The 12699-nt window shown below is 74.5% G+C and carries 13 protein-coding genes; 8 read left to right on the plus strand and 5 right to left on the minus strand.

What is annotated here, in order from left to right:
- Window positions 1-2 precede the first annotated feature (2 nt).
- Window positions 3-1442: a PP2C family protein-serine/threonine phosphatase gene (locus ACFUEL_RS22965; RefSeq protein WP_380238509.1), complete on the minus strand. Its 1440-nt coding sequence runs from the start codon at window positions 1440-1442 to the stop codon at window positions 3-5.
- A gap of 227 nt (window positions 1443-1669) precedes the next feature.
- On the opposite strand from ACFUEL_RS22965, the gene ACFUEL_RS22970 reads away from it, so the two are divergent.
- Window positions 1670-2206: an O-acetyl-ADP-ribose deacetylase gene (locus tag ACFUEL_RS22970; RefSeq protein WP_380238511.1), complete on the plus strand. Its 537-nt coding sequence runs from the start codon at window positions 1670-1672 to the stop codon at window positions 2204-2206.
- Window positions 2207-2373: 167 nt separating this feature from the next.
- Here ACFUEL_RS22970 and ACFUEL_RS22975 read toward each other — a convergent pair whose 3' ends face one another.
- A complete protein-coding gene (locus tag ACFUEL_RS22975) occupies window positions 2374-3198 on the minus strand; it encodes a class I SAM-dependent methyltransferase (protein WP_380238512.1) in 825 nt (274 codons plus the stop codon).
- Between the two features lie 178 nt (window positions 3199-3376).
- Between ACFUEL_RS22975 and mshA the strand changes: the two genes are divergently transcribed.
- From mshA to ACFUEL_RS22990, 3 genes are all read left to right on the plus strand, one after another.
- A complete protein-coding gene (mshA, locus tag ACFUEL_RS22980) occupies window positions 3377-4729 on the plus strand; it encodes a D-inositol-3-phosphate glycosyltransferase (RefSeq protein WP_380238514.1) in 1353 nt (450 codons plus the stop codon).
- A 367-nt stretch (window positions 4730-5096) separates the two neighbouring features.
- The gene (locus tag ACFUEL_RS22985) at window positions 5097-5615 is read left to right on the plus strand and encodes a YbjN domain-containing protein (RefSeq protein ID WP_380238516.1); all 519 of its coding nucleotides are present in this window, start codon (window positions 5097-5099) and stop codon (window positions 5613-5615) included.
- Window positions 5616-5646: 31 nt separating this feature from the next.
- On the plus strand, window positions 5647-6144 hold the full coding sequence (locus ACFUEL_RS22990) for an SLATT domain-containing protein (protein ID WP_380238518.1): 498 nt from the start codon (window positions 5647-5649) through the stop codon (window positions 6142-6144).
- Window positions 6145-6222: 78 nt separating this feature from the next.
- Here the strand turns inward: ACFUEL_RS22990 and ACFUEL_RS22995 are convergent, their stop codons facing one another.
- Window positions 6223-7479: an MDR family MFS transporter gene (locus ACFUEL_RS22995; protein ID WP_380238520.1), complete on the minus strand. Its 1257-nt coding sequence runs from the start codon at window positions 7477-7479 to the stop codon at window positions 6223-6225.
- A gap of 159 nt (window positions 7480-7638) precedes the next feature.
- Here ACFUEL_RS22995 and ACFUEL_RS23000 point away from each other — a divergent pair, with 159 nt between their 5' ends.
- On the plus strand, window positions 7639-8397 hold the full coding sequence (locus tag ACFUEL_RS23000; RefSeq protein WP_380238522.1) for a phosphoglyceromutase: 759 nt from the start codon (window positions 7639-7641) through the stop codon (window positions 8395-8397).
- A gap of 297 nt (window positions 8398-8694) precedes the next feature.
- Window positions 8695-9285: a lytic polysaccharide monooxygenase gene (locus tag ACFUEL_RS23005; protein WP_380238523.1), complete on the plus strand. Its 591-nt coding sequence runs from the start codon at window positions 8695-8697 to the stop codon at window positions 9283-9285.
- 87 nt (window positions 9286-9372) lie between these two features.
- On the opposite strand, the gene ACFUEL_RS23010 is transcribed toward ACFUEL_RS23005, so the two are convergent.
- Both ACFUEL_RS23010 and phoU read right to left on the minus strand, forming a co-directional pair.
- Window positions 9373-9552 (minus strand): hypothetical protein, encoded by a 180-nt coding sequence (locus ACFUEL_RS23010; protein ID WP_380238525.1) that lies wholly within the window; start codon window positions 9550-9552, stop codon window positions 9373-9375.
- A gap of 198 nt (window positions 9553-9750) precedes the next feature.
- Window positions 9751-10425 carry a phosphate signaling complex protein PhoU gene (gene phoU / locus ACFUEL_RS23015; protein WP_380238526.1) on the minus strand — a complete coding sequence of 225 codons (675 nt, stop codon included), beginning with the start codon at window positions 10423-10425 and terminating at the stop codon, window positions 9751-9753.
- Window positions 10426-10709: 284 nt separating this feature from the next.
- Here phoU and ACFUEL_RS23020 point away from each other — a divergent pair, with 284 nt between their 5' ends.
- Together ACFUEL_RS23020 and ACFUEL_RS23025 are read left to right on the plus strand one after the other, a co-directional pair.
- Complete coding sequence (locus ACFUEL_RS23020; RefSeq protein WP_380238528.1) at window positions 10710-11981, plus strand: sensor histidine kinase; 1272 nt, start codon at window positions 10710-10712, stop codon at window positions 11979-11981.
- Window positions 11978-12670 (plus strand): response regulator transcription factor, encoded by a 693-nt coding sequence (locus ACFUEL_RS23025; RefSeq protein WP_033250991.1) that lies wholly within the window; start codon window positions 11978-11980, stop codon window positions 12668-12670. The genes ACFUEL_RS23020 and ACFUEL_RS23025 overlap by 4 nt, the downstream gene beginning before the upstream one ends.
- Window positions 12671-12699 lie beyond the last annotated feature (29 nt).

Raw genomic sequence — 12699 nt, forward strand, 5'->3', positions numbered from 1 at the left:
GTTCAGCCCATGATCACCGGCACCGGGTTGCGCTCCAGCAGCAGCACCGCGACGTCGTCGGTGAGCGCCCCGCCGTTCAGCTCCTCGACCTCGGCGATCGCCGAGTCGACCAGTCGGCCGCGGGTCAGCCCGGCGGCCTGGTGGTCGGCGATCAGCTCGATCAGACCCTCCTGGCCGAGCCGGGGCGAGCCCGCCCCGACCTTGCCCTCGACCAGGCCGTCGGTGTACATCAACAGCCGCCAGCCGGGGGAGAGTTCGACCCGCAGGGCGGGCCAGACCGAGTGCGTCGCGTCGCAGGGCAGCAGGCCCAGGGCCGGGCCGGCCTGGTCGAGCGGGAGCAGCACCGGCGGGCCGTCGGGGTCGAGCAGCAGCGGTGCGGGGTGCCCGGCCAGGTACAGCTCGGCGGACTCGGGGCCGCCGTCCTCCGGCGGGGCGTCCAGCACGACCATGCACAGGGTCGCGAAGATCTCGTCGCTGCGGCGCTCGTGCTCCAGCACGTGCTGCAGGGTGGTGAGCAGGTGCTGGCCGGTCAGTCCGGCGAACACCAGCGTCCGCCACGCTATCCGCAGCGCGACGCCGAGCGCCGCCTCGTCCGGGCCGTGGCCGCAGACGTCGCCGATCACCACGTGCACCCGGCCGTCCTTGGTGCGGACGGCGTCGTAGAAGTCGCCGCCGAGCAGGGCGCGGCGGCGGCCGGGGCGGTAGCGGCGGGTGAAGGCCAGGTCGGCGCCGTCCAGCAGCGGGGTGGGCAGCAGGTGGCGCTGGAGCCGGGCGTTCTCCTGGCCGCGGATCTCGGCCTCGACCAGGCGGCGCTGCGACTCGTCGGCGCGCTTGCGCTCCACCGCGTAGCGCAGGGCGCGGGCCAGCAGCGGCCCGCCGGTGTCCTGCCGGAGCAGGAAGTCCTGGGCGCCGGCGGCGACCGCGGCGGCGCCGAGCTCGGCCCCGGCGGCGTCGGTGAGCACCACCACGGCGGTGTGCGGGGCGCGCTGCAGCAGCTCGCGCAGGCCGTCCAGCCCGTCGGACGGGTCGCTGGAGGGCTCGCCGGGTTCGTCGGGCGCGCCCAGGTCGAGCAGGACGCACTGGAAGTCGGCGGTGCGCTGGCCGCGCCGGCCGGTGCCGGGGTGCGGCGGCAGCGCGGCGAGGGCCTCCCGGATGCCGTCCACCCGGTGCAGTTCGACGTGCTGCCCGAGCTCGGCGGCCAGCGAGTCGAACAGGGTGTGGCCGGGGCCGTCGCCCTCGACCACCAGCACGCGGAAGCCCGCGGCGGGGCGGGCGGGCTCGGCGGGCCCCGGGGCCGGGGTGCTGCGCGGATGCGGTATCGGCGCGGGGCCGGCGGCCTGGTCGGGGCGCGGAGCGCTGTGGGCGCGGCGGCTGCGGCTGCGTTCGGCGGTACCGGCGCTGCTGGTCGCGTCGGGTGCCCGCCCGTCTCCCGTAGCGGGCATCGGTCGGTCCTTCCTTTCCCCGACGGACCAACGGCTGGTGTCCGTCCGCAGTGCCCGGGTGGCACCGGGCATCGGGGGGCTTCCCGCGACCATAACGTGATCTCCGAGGATTTCTTCGACTGGGCGGCGCCGATGTGGTTATTGCCACGCGCCTGGTGGCGGCTTTGCCTAGGGTTTCCGCAGGTTTCCGCCACTGGGAGACCGTAATTGGCCGGAGGTGGGCAGCGGTGACCCAGATCACGCTGGTAGAGGGTGACATCACGGAACAGCAGGTGGACGCGGTGGTGAACGCCGCCAACAGTTCGCTGCTGGGCGGCGGCGGGGTGGACGGGGCGATCCACCGCGGGGGAGGGCCGGAGATCCTGGCCGAGTGCCGGAAGCTGCGCGCCTCGCACTACGGAAAGGGCCTGCCCACCGGCCGGGCCGTGGCGACCACGGCGGGACGGCTGCCCGCCCGGTGGGTGGTGCACACCGTCGGTCCGGTGTACCGGGCGGAGGAGTATCCGCAGCGCGCGGAGCTACTGGCTTCCTGCTATCGGGAGTCCCTTCGGGTCGCGGTCGGGCTGGGTGCCCGGACGGTGGCCTTCCCGGCGGTCTCGGCCGGGATCTACGGATGGCCGCTGGAGGACGCGGCCCGGATCGCCCTGGGGACCGTGGCCGCGGAGGGCCCGGACCTGGACGAGGTGCGGTTCGTGCTGTTCGGCGCCGAGGCGTACGCGGCGTTCGAACGGGCGCGGGACGAGATCGAGGGACGGACGGGCTGACGGACGGACGGGCTGACGGGTGTGCGGAGGCCGCTGGAACGACCACCCGGACGGCTCCATGGTGGCGTGACGGGGCGTCAACACGCCAGAGGAAATCGATAACTCGTTCGAGTGAACTATCGAACTGATGATCGGACCGGTCGGGGCGGGGGAGCGGGAGCAGCGGCTCAGCGCGGCGCCAGCGCGGCCCAGTCCACCGTCAGCTCGCCCTGCCGCCACCGCACCGGGCCGTCCCGCAGCGGCCAGTCCGCCGCCAGCGCCGCGCAGGCCGCCAGCCAGCGCTGCCGCACCCCGAACGCCCCCAGCGGCGCCGCCGCCGCCCAGGCCCGGTCGAAGTCGCGCAGGAACGAGTGCACCGGCCGCCCCGGCACGTTGTGGTGGATCAGCGCCTTCGGCAGCCGCTCCGCCAGCTCCGACGGCCGCTCCAGACCGGCCAGCCGGGCCGCGAAGGTCACCGTCCGCGGCCCCTCCGGGCCGAGCGCCACCCAGACGTGCCGCCGGCCGATCTCGTCGCAGGTGCCCTCCACCAGCAGCCCGTCCGGCGCCAGCCGCCCGCACAGCCGGGCCCACACCTCGGCCACCTGCTCCTCGTCGTACTGCCGCAGCACGTTCGCCGCCCGGATCAGCCGGGGCCGCACCCCGCCGTCCAGCGGCACCTCGAACCCGCCCCGGCGGAACTCCAGCAGCGGCGGCTCGGCCATCGGCAGCGCCGCCGCCACCCGGGCCGGGTCGATCTCGATCCCCACCACCCGGACGTCCGCCCGCACCGCCCGCAGCCGCGCCGACAGCTCCACCGCCGTCCACGGCGCCGCCCCGTACCCCAGGTCGACCGCGACCGGCGGGGCCACCGGGGCCCGCAGCGCCCGGCCCGCCGCGTACGCGATCCACCGGTCCATCCGCCGCAGCCGGTTGGTGTTGGTGGTGCCCCGGGTGATCGTCCCCACCGGCCGGCCCGACCGGCCCCGGGGCGACGGCGTGTCGCTCGCTGCCATGGTCACCAAGCGTACGCAGCCGTTCCGCGGCCACCGGCACCCGGATCCGCCGGCGGGAATAGGACGACGCGCTCCCCCGTTGCCCTTGGCTGACGTCCATCCGCCCGCAGCCGCCGGCCGCGGGCGGCGGCACGCGAAGAGCAGACCAGACGGCCGGCGCACAGGGAGGCATCCGCAGGTGACCCAGCCCCTCGCCCGCACATCCCGCCGGGAGGCGCGGTGGGCCGCCCCCGTGGCCCCCGCCGCCCCCGTGCCCCCCGCCGCGTTCGCCGGGCCCGCCCGCCGACCGCGCCGGATCGCGATGCTGAGCGTCCACACCTCGCCGCTGCACCAGCCCGGCACGGGCGACGCCGGCGGGATGAACGTGTACATCGTGGAGCTGGCCAAGCGCCTCGCCGAGCTGGACATCGAGGTCGAGGTCTTCACCCGCGCCGTCAGCTCGGACGACGCCCCCGCCGTCGAGCTCGCCCCCGGCGTCCTCGTCCGGCACGTCACCGCCGGCCCCTACGAGGGCCTCTTCAAGGAAGACCTGCCCGCCCAGCTGTGCGCCTTCACGCACGGCGTGCTGCGCACCGAGGCCGGCCACCGCCCCGGCTACTACGACCTGGTGCACTCGCACTACTGGCTGTCCGGCCAGGTCGGCTGGCTGGCCGCCGAGCGCTGGGGCGTCCCGCTGGTGCACACCATGCACACCATGGCCAAGGTCAAGAACGCCGCCCTCGCCGAGGGCGACACCCCCGAGCCCGCCGCCCGGGTGATCGGCGAGACCCAGGTGGTCGGCGCCGCCGACCGGCTGATCGCCAACACCGCGGAGGAGGCCGCCGAGCTCGCCCACCACTACGCGGCCCGCCCCGACCAGCTCGCCGTCGTCCACCCCGGCGTCAACCTGGACGTGTTCCGCCCCGGCTCCCGGGCCGCCGCCCGCGCCCGGCTCGGCCTCCCGCAGGACGCCGCGGTGCTGCTGTTCGCCGGCCGAATACAGCCCCTCAAGGCACCCGACGTCCTGCTCAAGGCCGTCGCCCGGCTGCTCGACCGGCACCCCGGCCTGCGCGAACGCCTGGTCGTCCCGGTCGTCGGCGGCCCCTCCGGCACCGGCCTGGCCCGCCCCGAGAGCCTGCACAAGCTCGCCGCCCAGCTCGGCATCGGCGACGTGGTCCGCTTCCACCCGCCGGTCGACCAGCGGCAGCTCGCCGACTGGTACCGGGCCGCCACCGCCCTGGTGATGCCCTCCCACAGCGAGTCCTTCGGCCTGGTCGCCCTGGAGGCCCAGGCGTGCGGCACCCCCGTGGTCGCCGCCGCCGTCGGCGGCCTCCCGGTCGCCGTCCGGGACGGCCGCACCGGCACCCTCGTCCCCGGCCACGACCCCGACGCCTGGGCCCGCGCCCTCCACCCCTACGTCGTCGACCCCTCCCTCGCCCCCGTCCGCGGCGCCGCCGCCGCCGACCACGCCGCCGCCTTCGGCTGGCTCACCGCGGCCGGGGCCACCGCCGAGGTCTACGCGCAAGCGATGACGGCCGCCCTCCGGGCCTGAGCTGGGTGCGCACGATCAGGGGCCCGGGTGAGAACGGCGGGATCCACAACAGGGGCCCGGGTGAGAACGGCGGGATCCACAACAGGGGCTCGGGGAACGGCGAGTCCGTGCTGCTGGTGGCCGGAGCCCATCGAGGTGTCCGTGCTGCTGCGTGTCTTTGACGGAACCCGAAGCAGATGCGCCCAACGGCAGTGAACCGCCAGCAGACCCGGGCTCGCCGTTCCCCGAGCCCCTGGTGGGGGCTCTCGCCGTTCCCCGAGCCCCTGGTGGGGGTTCTCGCCGTTCCCCGAGTTCCTGGTGGGGGTTCTCGCCGTCCCCCGAGCCCTGGGGGCGCGGGCCCGCCGGCCGGGAGGCTAGCGTGGGGAGCATGGCTGCCAAGGACGACGCACTGACCCTCCTGCGCACCGCGCTCGACCAGGCGGGTGTCGCCTGGGAGCCGGCCGCCGCCGACCCGTACACGGTGGTCGCCGCGCTGCCCGGGACGCGGAAGCTCTCCACCGCCTGCGCGCTGCGGGTCGGTGACCACACGCTCTCGGTGAACGCGTTCGTGATCCGGCGGCCGGACGAGAACCACGAGGCGTTCCAGCGCTGGCTGCTGGAGCGCAACACCCGGATGTTCGGGGTGGCGTACGCCGTCGACCGGCTCGGCGACGTGTACCTGGTGGGCCGGCTGCCGCTGGAGGCGCTGACGCCCGACGCGGTGGACCGGCTGCTGGGGAGCGTGCTGGAGAACGCCGACGAGCCGTTCGACACCCTGCTGGAGCTGGGGTTCGCCACCGCGATCCGCCGCGAGTGGGAGTGGCGCACCAAGCGCGGCGAGTCCACCCGCAACCTGGCGGCCTTCGCGCACCTGGCGAACGAGAAGACCCCTCCCGCCGGGGCCTGATCCGGGTATCCTCCCGGCCGGGGAGGAAACCATGGACACCGAATACGCCGGATCCGCCGAATCCGCCGCCGCGCAAAGGAAGTTGGCCTGGCTGGAGGCCGAGCTCGACGCCGAGCTGAAGGAGCGCCGGCGCCGCCGCGACTGGGACCGGCGCCGGGCGCTGACCCTCCAGCTGGCCACCGTCAGCCTGTCCGCGCTGGTCACCGTGCTGCTGGGCCTGAAGGTCGGCGAGCCGCTGGCGGCCCGGCTGGCGGACGTCGCGCTGGTCTCCGGCGCGCTGGTGACCGTGCTGGCCGCGTGGGCGGCGTTCTTCGGCTACCGCACGCTGTGGATCCAGCGCTCCGACACCGTGCACCGGCTGAACTCGCTGCGCCGCCGCCTGGGCCTGCTGAAGGCCGAGTACGGCAGCGCGGTGCCGGAGCCGTCCCGGTTGACGCCGCTGATCGAGGAGTACCAGGCGATCCTGGAGGACGACCACGACTCCTGGGTCCGGCTGCGCCAGAGCGAGGCGGGCGGCGCGGCCTCCTGACCGCCCGCCGCCGACACCCGCCGCCGACGCCCGCCGCCGGCGCGCACCGCCGGCGCGCACCGCCCCGGACGCGGGCCGTCAGGCCGCCGCCTCCACCGGCGCCGCGGCGACCGCCTCGCCGACCACCGGCGGCCGGGGCCGGCGCCGCCCGATCGCCACGAAGGCGAGCGCGGCCAGTGTGCCCGCCGCCGCGCAGCCGCCCCACAGCGCCCAGCTGCCCGCGTACTGGAGCAGCAGGCCGCCGCCGAGCGGGCCGACGAACGAGGCCAGCGACCAGGAGAGCGAGTAGACGCCCTGGTAGCGGCCGCGGGCCCGGGCGGGGGAGTGTTCGGCGACCAGCGCCATCATGGTCGGCGAGGTGACGATCTCGCCGACCGTCCAGACCGCCACCGTCAGGGCGTACAGCCCGGCGGAGGAGCCGGCCAGCGCGGTCAGGCCGAAGCCCCAGCCGGTGAGCAGCGCGCCGACCACCAGCAGGGCGGTGCGGTCGCGGCTCTCCATCAGTCTGGTGAGCGGCAGTTGGAGCAGCACGATCAGCAGCCCGTTCAGGCTGATCACCAGGCCGAACCGGGCGGCCGAGAGGCCGTGCGCGCCCATGTCGACCGGCAGCGTGGTGGAGCCCTGCTGGACGACCAGGGCCAGCAGCAGGTTGACGCCGACCACGGCCATGAACGGGCCGTCCCGGAAGACCGTGCCCAGCCCGACCTCCGGTTCCCGCACGCCGACCGGGGCGGCCTCCGGCCGCGTCTCGGGGACCTTCACGAACACCACCACCGCGCACAGCAGCGTGGTCAGCGCGTCCAGCAGGAACAGCGTCAGGTAGCCGTGCAGGGCGATCAGCCCGGCCACCGCGGCGGAGGCGCCGAAGCCGATGTTGATCGCCCAGTAGTTCAGCGCGTACGCCCGGACCCGGTCGGCGGCGGGCACCAGGTCGGCGATCATCGCGCTGACCGCCGGCCGGGAGGCGTTGCTCGCCAGGCCGACCAGGAAGGCCACCGCGGCGATCGCCACCGGCCCGTCGGTGAACCCGAGCACCGCCGTGGACAGCGCCGTGCCCAGCTGCGCCGCCAGCAGCGTGGGCCGCCGGCCCAGCCGGTCGGTCAGCACGCCGGCGCCGATCGCGGCCACCGCCGAGCCGAGCCCGAACAGCGAGGCGACCAGGCCCGCGTACGACGCGGAGTAGCCGCGCTCGTGGGTGAGGTACATCGACAGGAAGGTCACCACGAAGCCGCCGAGGCGGTTCACCAGGGTGGACGTCCACAGCCACCAGAACCGGCGGGGGAGCCCGCCGCCCGCTCTGCGTGCTTCGGCGGCCAGACGGGCGAGGAGGGGCATGGGGGCTCCCGGGCGGTACGGCCCCGGAGCGGCCGCGGGCAGGGTGGGGCGGCCGTTCGGGGACGGGTGGAACGGTAAGAGTTGAAACCGATGAGCGAACATTACATCGCGCATGGACGCCCGAGCGACCGGATTTGCCCCTCCACTAGGCTTGGCCCCATGGCTGACACGACCTATCGCTTGATCCTGCTCCGCCACGGCGAGAGCCAGTGGAACCAGAAGAACCTGTTCACCGGTTGGGTCGACGTCGACCTCAACGAGAAGGGCGAGAAGGAGGCCGCCCGCGGCGGCGAGCTCCTGCTCGCCGAGGGCCTGCTGCCGGACGTGCTGCACACCTCGCTGCTGCGCCGCGCCATCCGCACCTCGCAGATCGCCCTCGACAAGGCCGACCGCCACTGGATCCCGGTCCGCCGCAGCTGGCGCCTGAACGAGCGCCACTACGGCGCCCTCCAGGGCAAGGACAAGGCCCAGACCCTGGCCGAGTTCGGCGAGGAGCAGTTCCAGCTCTGGCGCCGCTCCTACGACACCCCGCCGCCGGCCCTCGCCGACGACGCCGAGTACTCGCAGGCCGGCGACGCCCGCTACGCCGAGATCCCGTCCGAGCTGCGCCCGAACACCGAGTGCCTCAAGGACGTCGTCGAGCGGATGCTCCCCTACTGGTACGACGCCATCGTGCCGGACCTCGCGGCGGGCAACACCGTCCTGGTCACCGCCCACGGCAACAGCCTGCGCGCCCTGGTCAAGCACCTGGACGGCATCTCCGACGAGGCCATCGCCGGCCTCAACATCCCCACCGGCATCCCGCTCGTCTACGAGCTCGACGCCGACTTCAAGCCGGTCGCCACCGGTGGCCGCTACCTCGACCCCGAGGCCGCCGCGGCCGCCATCGAGGCCGTGAAGAACCAGGGCAAGAAGTAACACCCCTCGCCCTCGCCCCACACCTCTCAGCCCCCTGCCCGGCGCAACGACGCCCCGGCCCAGGGGGCTGTTCCGTTCCCCGGCGCGGCCCCCCGCGCGGTCCTGACGGGGTGTCAACCAGCGGGTGGCAAAGCTTGGTTCAGGGGTAAGAATGGTTCAGACCATTGACGGGGGGCGGGCGCGGATCCTAGCGTGGGAGCACTGTCGGCGCGGGCATGACAATCTTGGTCGCCCCCCACGCGACCGCTTCCGCGTGCCCGCGTTCGCGCACTCCATCCACCCCCACGGAGGAGCACCATGCGCAAGCGCAACATCCTGGCGGTCGGCTTCGCCGCCGCCGCAGCGGTCCTGGCCACCGCCATCCCGGCCAGTTCGCACGGGTACGTCACCACGCCGCCCAGCCGCGCCGGACTGTGCGGGGCGGGCGTGGTGAAGAAGTGCGGGCAGATCCAGTGGGAGCCGATGAGCGTCGAGGGGCCCAAGGGCTTCCCGAGCCGCGGCCCGGCCGACGGCACGCTGTGCGCCGGCGGCGACGGGCGCTGGGCGCCGCTGGACGACCCGCGCGGCGGGGCCTGGCCGGCCACCAAGGTGACGCCGGGACAGCAGCTGACGCTGACCTGGAGCATCAGCGCGCGGCACGCCACCACGTCGTTCCGGTACTTCATCACCAAGCCGGGCTACGACGCCACCACCAAGATCACCAGGTCGAACCTGAACCTGACCCCGCTGCTGACCGTGCCGATGGGCGGCAAGCTGCCCCCGGCCACGCTCAGCCACACCGCGACGCTGCCGAGCGACCTGACCGGTCACCAGGTGATCCTGGCGGTGTGGGACATCGCGGACACCGGCAACGCGTTCTACCAGTGCATGGACGTCAACTTCTCCTGACGCCCGGCAGGACGCGGGAAGCAGTCGGACGGCCGGGCACCCTTCCAGAGGGGGTGCCCGGCCGTCCGGCCGTGTCCGTGCGGGGGCTCAGTGCCCGCCGCAGCAGCCGCCGGTCGCGCCGCCGCACTGGCAGGGCGAGCCGGACTGGCAGCCGCAGCCGCAGCCGGGCCCGCAGCCGCAGCCCGCGGCGAGGACCGGCAGGAGCCGGGCCGCGGCCGGGGCGGCCGGGCCGGGCGGAGGAGTGGTCGGGGTGCCGGTCGTCTTCATCGGGCTGCCTCCTGGTCCGGGCGGAGCCGGGCAGCACGAAGGGAGCCGCCCGTCCCTTCGAGTGAAACCCGGCGGTTGACGGCACGTCAACGGGCGCGCGGGGGCTGGTGGTCCGTCCCCCGTGCGCCCCCTCGCCGGGCCCCGCGCGCTCCCTCGCCGGGCCTCCGCGCGCCCCCTCGCCGGGCCGTTCGGGGAGGGCTACTCGGCCGGCTCCGCGGTGGCCGTGAAGTCGGCCACGTGCTCGCCGGTGACCAGGTACACCACGCGCTTGGCGACCGAGACCGCGTGGTCGGCGAAGCGCTCGTAGTAGCGGCCGACCAGGGTGACGTCCACCGCGGTCTCGATGCCGTGGTGCCAGCGGTCGTCCAGCAGGTGCGAGAACAGCTCGCGGTGCAGGGCGTCGATGGCGTCGTCGTCCGCCTCCAGCTCCAGCGCCTTGTCGACGTCCTTGGTGGCGATGACCAGGCCGGCCTTGGCGACCAGGCGCTGGGCGAGCTGCCCCATCTCCAGCACGATCGGGTGCAGGTCGTGCGGGACGGCGGTCTCCGGGTAGCGCAGCCGGGCGACCTTGGCGACGTGCCGGGCCAGGTCGCCGCAGCGCTCCAGGTCGGCGCTCATCCGCAGCGAGGTGACCACGATCCGCAGGTCGGTGGCGACCGGCTGCTGGCGGGCCAGCAGGTCGATGGCGCGGTTCTCCAGGTCGTGGTGCAGGCCGTTGATCTTCTCGTCGGCGGCGATCACGCTCTCCGCCAGTTCGAGGTCCGCGTCCAGCAGGGCGGTGGTGGCCCGGCCCATCGCCGAGCCGACCAGGCGTGCCATCTCGACCAGGCTGTCGCTGATCGAGTCGAGTTCCTCGTGGTACGCGTCGCGCATGCGCTCTTCTCCTCCAGTACCGGTGTCGGTGGCGGTGCCGACCGGACGCCCCGGACCGGTCCGCCGGAGGCGGTCGGCGCGGGCGGCCGCTGCTGGTGGCGCGAATGGTAGCCGCGTCACCGCCCGCACGGGCTCGCCCGGCCCAGACTGGGCCGTTCGGGCGACCTCCCACGGCCGCTGCGGTGAACCGGCGGAATCCTGAAGGTGAATTCTCGGCAACGCAGGGCCGATGCCTTGATCGCACCCTTACGGAGCGCGCCCGGACACCATTTACGCTGACTGGCATGGACGTGAACGTGGCCGCCGCCGCTGCCTGCGCCATAGCCGGGCTCGGTGTCGGTCTCACCGCCTCCATCGCCTTCCGCTGGAGCGAGCGCGAGCAGGCCCGCGGCAGGACCGGCAGGACGAGCAGGACGAGCAGGAACGGCGCGACGGCGGAGCCGGACCAGGAGCCGGCCCTCCCCCCGGGCGTGGACACCGTGCTCTCGGTGCTGCGCTCCTGCGCGATCGTGCTCGGCGAGGGCGACGAGGTGGTCAAGGCGTCCTCGGCGGCCTACGCGATGGGCCTGGTCCGCGGCGGCAGGGTGGCGGTGGACCAGATGCTGGCGCTGGCCCGCTCGACCCGGCGGGACGGCGAGATCCGGCAGATCGAGCTGGAGCTGACCCGTCCGGGCGCCTCGGCCCGCACCGCCGAGCCGCTGGCGGTCTCGGTCCGGGTCGCCCCGCTGGGCTCCCGGCTGGTGCTGGTGCTGGTCGAGGACCGCACCGAGCGCCGCCGGATCGAGGCGATCCGGCGCGACTTCGTGGCGAACGTCTCGCACGAGCTGAAGACCCCGGTGGGCGCGCTCTCGCTGCTCTCCGAGGCGGTCGCGGACGCCTCCGACGACCCGGAGGCGGTGCAGCGCTTCGCCGGCCGGATGCAGGTGGAGGCGACCCGGCTGGCCAGCCTGGTGCAGGAGATCATCGACCTGTCCCGGGTCCAGGACGACCAGTTGAAGGTCGACCCGGAGCCGGTCGCGGTGGACGAGCTGATCGCCGAGGCGATCGACCGCTGCCGGCAGACCGCCGCGGCCAAGCAGATCGTCATCGCGGCGGGCGGCACCACCGACCTGTACCTGGTCGGCAACCGCGGCCAGCTGGCCGCCGCACTCGGCAACCTGGTGGAGAACGCGGTGAACTACAGCCCGCCGCGCACCAGGGTCGCCCTCGCCACCCGCCGGATCTCCAGCGCCGCGGCGCTGGGCGAGGCGGACGGCGAACTGATCGAGATCTCGGTGACCGACCAGGGCATCGGCATCTCGGAGAAGGACCGCGAGCGGATCTTCGAACGCTTCTACCGGGTGGACCCCGCCCGCTCCCGCCTCACCGGTGGCACCGGCCTCGGCCTGTCCATCGTCAAGCACGTCGCCGCCTCGCACCGCGGCACCGTGTCGGTGTGGAGCGTCGAGGGCCAGGGTTCCACCTTCACTCTGCGGCTCCCCGCCGGGCAGGCCCCGGCCGAGGACCGCGACAACCACGCAGCAACCACACTTCCTGCCCCGGAGGCCCGATCGTGACCCGTGTACTGGTGGTCGAGGACGAGGAGTCGTTCAGCGACGCCCTGTCGTACATGCTCCGCAAGGAGGGCTTCGAGGTGGCGGTCGCCGCCACCGGGCCCGACGCGCTGGAGCAGTTCGAGCGCAACGGAGCCGACCTCGTCCTGCTCGACCTGATGCTGCCCGGCCTGCCCGGCACCGAGGTCTGCCGCCAGCTGCGGGTCCGCTCCAACGTGCCGGTGATCATGGTCACCGCGAAGGACAGCGAGATCGACAAGGTGGTCGGCCTGGAGATAGGGGCCGACGACTACGTCACCAAGCCGTACTCGACCCGCGAGCTGGTCGCCCGGATCCGCGCGGTGCTGCGCCGCCGCGGCGAGGACGGCGGCGGCGACGGCGCGGCCGCCCCGGGCGCGCTGGAGGCCGGTCCGGTCCGGATGGACGTCGACCGGCACGTGGTGACGGTGGACGGCGCCAAGGTCGACCTGCCGCTCAAGGAGTTCGACCTGCTGGAGATGCTGCTGCGCAACGCGGGCCGGGTGCTGACCCGGATGCAGCTGATCGACCGGGTCTGGGGCGCGGACTACGTCGGCGACACCAAGACCCTGGACGTCCACGTGAAGCGCCTGCGGGCGAAGATCGAGCCGGACCCGGGCGCCCCGCGCTACCTGGTCACCGTCCGCGGCCTGGGCTACAAGTTCGAGCCGTAGGCCGCGACCGGCGCCGCGCAGCAGGAAGG

The sequence above is a fragment of the Kitasatospora sp. NPDC057198 genome, from assembly GCF_042670125.1.
Classification (GTDB): domain Bacteria; phylum Actinomycetota; class Actinomycetes; order Streptomycetales; family Streptomycetaceae; genus Kitasatospora.

Excerpts from the sequence above, each read along its gene's own strand:
- ACFUEL_RS22965 (WP_380238509.1), bottom strand. The coding sequence starts at position 1,442 with ATGCCCGCTACGGGAGACGGGCGGGCACCCGACGCGACCAGCAGCGCC.
- ACFUEL_RS22975 (WP_380238512.1), bottom strand. The coding sequence starts at position 3,198 with ATGGCAGCGAGCGACACGCCGTCGCCCCGGGGCCGGTCGGGCCGGCCG.
- ACFUEL_RS22985 (WP_380238516.1), top strand. The coding sequence starts at position 5,097 with ATGGCTGCCAAGGACGACGCACTGACCCTCCTGCGCACCGCGCTCGAC.
- ACFUEL_RS22990 (WP_380238518.1), top strand. The coding sequence starts at position 5,647 with ATGGACACCGAATACGCCGGATCCGCCGAATCCGCCGCCGCGCAAAGG.
- ACFUEL_RS22995 (WP_380238520.1), bottom strand. The coding sequence starts at position 7,479 with ATGCCCCTCCTCGCCCGTCTGGCCGCCGAAGCACGCAGAGCGGGCGGC.
- ACFUEL_RS23000 (WP_380238522.1), top strand. The coding sequence starts at position 7,639 with ATGGCTGACACGACCTATCGCTTGATCCTGCTCCGCCACGGCGAGAGC.
- ACFUEL_RS23005 (WP_380238523.1), top strand. The coding sequence starts at position 8,695 with ATGCGCAAGCGCAACATCCTGGCGGTCGGCTTCGCCGCCGCCGCAGCG.
- ACFUEL_RS23010 (WP_380238525.1), bottom strand. The coding sequence starts at position 9,552 with ATGAAGACGACCGGCACCCCGACCACTCCTCCGCCCGGCCCGGCCGCC.
- phoU (WP_380238526.1), bottom strand. The coding sequence starts at position 10,425 with ATGCGCGACGCGTACCACGAGGAACTCGACTCGATCAGCGACAGCCTG.
- ACFUEL_RS23020 (WP_380238528.1), top strand. The coding sequence starts at position 10,710 with ATGGACGTGAACGTGGCCGCCGCCGCTGCCTGCGCCATAGCCGGGCTC.